The sequence below is a fragment of the Vibrio sp. 10N.222.48.A3 genome, assembly GCF_041475345.1.
Classification (GTDB): domain Bacteria; phylum Pseudomonadota; class Gammaproteobacteria; order Enterobacterales; family Vibrionaceae; genus Vibrio; species Vibrio tasmaniensis_A.
The window spans coordinates 1-2,386 of record NZ_JBFRVX010000348.1; the positions used below are offsets into that span (position 1 = coordinate 1).

The following is a 2,386-nucleotide window of genomic DNA, read 5'->3' on the forward strand; positions in this document are numbered from 1 at the left end:
GTCAGGTGGTTACTCTGCAAACCTACTTATCGGTACGGTTGACCCACTGCTTTCTGGTATTACAGAAACAGCGGCACAGATGATTGACCCGTCTTACACGGTTGGTCCTGAGTCAAACTGGTACTTCATGTTTGTTTCTACTTTCTTCATCGCGATTACAGGTGCATTTGTAACTGAGAAGATTGTTGAACCTAAGTTGGGTAAATACAACGACGAAGAAGCTTCTGAAGATTTATCAAATGATTCGATGGGCAGACTGACGGATGTTGAGAAGAAAGGTCTAAAACTAGCAGGTATTGCTGTATTGGCTGTTTCTGCACTTCTAGCGTGGACTATCGTTCCAGCTGACGGTGTTCTACGTTCAGCGTCTGGTACGGTTTCGGGTTCTCCATTCTTGAAGAGTATTGTTGCGTTTATCTTTGTATTCTTCGCTATTCCTGGTTTTGTTTACGGTAAAGTTACCGGTTCAATGAAGAACGATCGTGATGTGATCAACGCGATGGCAACGTCTATGTCTTCAATGGGCATGTACATTGTTCTTGTATTCTTTGCTGCACAGTTTGTTGCTTTCTTTAAGTGGACTAACTTTGGTCAAGTAATCGCTGTTGGTGGCGCTAGCTTCTTACAAGATATCGGTCTTACTGGCCCAATGTTGTTCTTTGCATTTATCCTAATGTGTGGCTTCATTAACCTAATGATCGGTTCGGCTTCTGCTCAGTGGGCAGTAACAGCACCTATCTTTGTACCTATGCTAATGCTTGTTGGTTACGCACCAGAAACGATTCAAGCAGCTTACCGTATCGGTGATTCAACGACGAACATCATTACACCAATGATGAGCTACTTCGGTCTTATTCTTGCTGTAGCGACGCGTTACATGAAGAACCTTGGTATCGGTACTCTGATTGCTACAATGCTTCCATACTCAATCTGCTTTATGTTCGGTTGGAGCATCTTGTTCTACCTATGGGTGTTCGTATTTGGTCTTCCAGTAGGCCCAGGTGCAGCAACGTTCTACACGCCGTAGTAACGTTAGTACAAGTCATATTGTTAGATTTTAAAGCCTGCTTCGTGCAGGTTTTTTTTGATCGAAAGTATGGTGTACCAATCACGGAAAGTGATCTGAAAGAGTGTAGAAAATTGGGATGATTTAAAAAGAAGAGATGGTGACAAGGTGGATCATCAATACTCCGTTAAAGTAGCACTTAGTATCAAGTGTTAAGTAACAAAAACGGAGTATGTCGACAAACATATCTACAGGTTCACGGTTATGGCTATGAACGAATCTCAATGTTTCTTAATGATTAGCGCTTTGCTAGCAGGCGATCAAGATGATTCGCGAACTCACGACGATCGGTCTGTGAGAGGGCGCTTGGTCCACCCGTTTGGATGCCGCTTGAACGCATGGTATCCATAAAGTCACGAATGTTCAGGCGCGCTTTGATGGTTTCTTTGGTGTAGAGCTCGCCACGAGAGCTAAGTGCTTGACCACCTTTGGTGATCACTTCATCGGCGAGAGGGATATCGGATGTAATCACGAGATCACCGGGTTCAGTGCGTTTTACGATTTCATCATCTGCAATATCAAATCCGCTTGGGACTTGAATTGAGTGGATGTTATTGCGTTTAGGGACAGGAACCAGATGGTTTGCCACGAAGGTACATTCAACCCCAGTGCGCTCAGCTGCGCGTACGATTGTTTCTCGGATAACCTTAGGACAAGCGTCCGCATCAACCCATATTTTCATAGTGTTCTATTTCTCTGTTAGCTTATTGCTCAGTTAACTTATTGTTCCGTTAACTTGGCTTCTAGCGTGGCAACGCGGGTGGTAAGTTCAAGGATTTGCTTTTCCAGTTGGCTAACACGATCGAGTGCTGGCTCTTCTTGTGTCGCGACTTCAACTTTAGGAACGCGATTCGCGCTTTTCCAGCTCTTGATGGTTGTGATTAAAGCGGGCATCGGAACCGATGTACTCATACGAGCTTTAACTAAAGCAACTGTAGGCTCTTTCCCTTGTGCTTGCAGTCCTTCAAGCACTGATTTCAACTCTTCAGACACATCTTTTGTCAGCATGTTGACCTCCATTTTTAGTCTTCAGCCATTTTACTCGCTCTGGTGAGTGATAGCGAATCATAAAACCGCCCATAGCTTGTGAGAGATCTCTTACAAAGGTTGTGAGATAACACGAATACATCGCTAGAGAGATTGAGGTGCATATGATTAAGTGGTTGATTTTTTGTTGTTTTATATAATTAACAACTTTTATGAATTCAAAGTGTGATGCAAATCTATTGTCCCAAATCGTAAATCGCGTAAATTAAACCTTGTCGGAAGGATTCTGACACGGAACAGGAAAGCACCAAGGATTTGGTTATCTTCAGGATG

The 2,386-nt window shown here is 43.5% G+C and carries 3 protein-coding genes; 1 reads left to right on the forward strand and 2 read right to left on the reverse strand.

The features are described 5' to 3' along the window. Nucleotides 1-1,027, forward strand: a 1,027-nt coding sequence (locus AB4653_RS10920) for an AbgT family transporter (protein ID WP_372104143.1), incomplete at its 5' end; no start/stop codon positions are given. 277 nt (nucleotides 1,028-1,304) lie between these two features. On the opposite strand, the gene AB4653_RS10925 is transcribed toward AB4653_RS10920, so the two are convergent. Both AB4653_RS10925 and AB4653_RS10930 read right to left on the reverse strand, forming a co-directional pair. After that, nucleotides 1,305-1,748 (reverse strand): YaiI/YqxD family protein, encoded by a 444-nt coding sequence (locus AB4653_RS10925; RefSeq protein ID WP_009847429.1) that lies wholly within the window; start codon nucleotides 1,746-1,748, stop codon nucleotides 1,305-1,307. A 38-nt stretch (nucleotides 1,749-1,786) separates the two neighbouring features. After that, entirely contained in the window at nucleotides 1,787-2,074 is a 288-nt protein-coding gene (locus AB4653_RS10930; protein ID WP_009847428.1) for a hypothetical protein, read from the reverse strand. Nucleotides 2,075-2,386: the final 312 nt, after the last annotated feature.

Coding starts and splice junctions, on each gene's coding strand:
- AB4653_RS10925 (WP_009847429.1), bottom strand. CDS start 1,748: ATGAAAATATGGGTTGATGCGGACGCTTGTCCTAAGGTTATCCGAGAA.
- AB4653_RS10930 (WP_009847428.1), bottom strand. CDS start 2,074: ATGCTGACAAAAGATGTGTCTGAAGAGTTGAAATCAGTGCTTGAAGGA.